The organism is Streptomyces durbertensis (genome assembly GCF_014156695.1).
Lineage (GTDB): Bacteria > Actinomycetota > Actinomycetes > Streptomycetales > Streptomycetaceae > Streptomyces > Streptomyces durbertensis.
In genome coordinates this window covers 1-1,386 of the sequence record NZ_WMLF01000754.1, presented here as the reverse complement: position 1 = coordinate 1,386, position 1,386 = coordinate 1, and the positions used below count along the sequence as shown (strand labels likewise).

Sequence of the window (1,386 nt, the reverse complement as noted above, 5' to 3'; positions counted from 1 at the left end):
CCCAACCCACCCAGGAGGGTTGCCATGGCCGACGCGCCACGCACACCTACTCCCGTCCTCCCGCCGCTGCCGGCCTCCTGCAGCTGCGGCTCCGGCTGCAGCTGCGGCTGCCAGTCGGGCGGCTCCTGCCAGTGCGGCGGCGGTTGCGGCTGACGCCGGTGCCGCCCACGAGCAGCGCGGGTCCGGGCCGAGGCTAGCGGGCCCGAAGCGTCTGTGACGGTCGCGGTGCCCACCTCGCGCGTTGACGGTGGGCACCGCTCACCTGATCTCACCGGCCCCGCTTGTCGGACGTGGCCCACCCGGCGCCCACGGCCCGGCCGGCTCACCCGGACGTCCCCGCCCCGCACACCGCTTGGACGGTGCGGCGGTGCGGCAGTGCGGCAGTGCGGCAGTGCTCAGCTGCCCACCGGCCGCCGTTCCTGGTTGCCGGCTATCGCGCCCCGTTCCATCCGGTCCAGCCAGCCGTCGCCCGCCGGCTGCTGCTCGGCGGCGACCGCCCGTCCGTAACGCAACCGGACAAACGTCTCCGGCAGCCTCGCGGCCAGCCTCCGATGCGCCACCCGGCCCAACAGCCAGGCCGCCGTGCCGCCGTTCGCCACACCGAACGGCACCGCAAGCCACGCCGCCGCGCCGACCGTACCCGCGAGCAGCCCCGGCACCAGCGCCGCGGCGAGCAGCACAGCGGGCAGCGCCGCCAGCAACGTGCCGTAGATCGAGATCCAGAGCTGGTAGGAGACGTCGCCCGCGTCGTTCGGCCCGACCCGGTACTTCGGGTCGACGCCCGGCGTCCCGGCGACCACCGACAGCAGCACCGCCATCCCGACGCCCGCGCCCAGCAGCGCCGGCAGCAGCGTCGCCACCACCGGCCACGTCCAGTGCTCGCCGGACACCACCGTCATCACGACGGTCAGCGCCACGGCGGCCGGCGCGAACATCAGCAGGAGCGCGATCTGCCGGCCCCGCACGTCGTCGCGCACGGTCCCGGGCCCCGCGCCGACGACCGTCAGCCACAGCGCCGTACCGTCCTGCCCCAGCAGGTTGCACGCCACCAGCCCGGTGAACAGACCGAGCAGCGCACCGCCGAACGGCAACAGCACCGGAACGCCGCTGACCACACCGATCAGCCCGATGAAGACCACCGTCCACACCGCGCACTGGAGTTCCAGCGAACGCCACGGGTCCCGCCACCACTGCCGCAGTTCCCGGCCCACCACCGCTCCCAGCGGCGACGGCGGCAGCAGCCGCCACCCACCACGGGCAGCCGCGGCCGAACGGGTCCGGCCGGTCGGACGCGCCAGCCGTGTCGGGCGGCGCGCCGGGTCGGGCGCCAGCAGCCGCGCGCAGCCGAAGGCCGCCCCCGCCGCCACCGCCGAGAGCCCCGCCAGC

1 pseudogene is annotated in these 1,386 nt (G+C 76.0%); it reads right to left on the bottom strand.

The features are described 5' to 3' along the window. Positions 1-395: 395 nt before the first annotated feature. Positions 396-1,386 (bottom strand): annotated as a pseudogene (locus GL263_RS26550) (hypothetical protein); the annotation flags it as partial.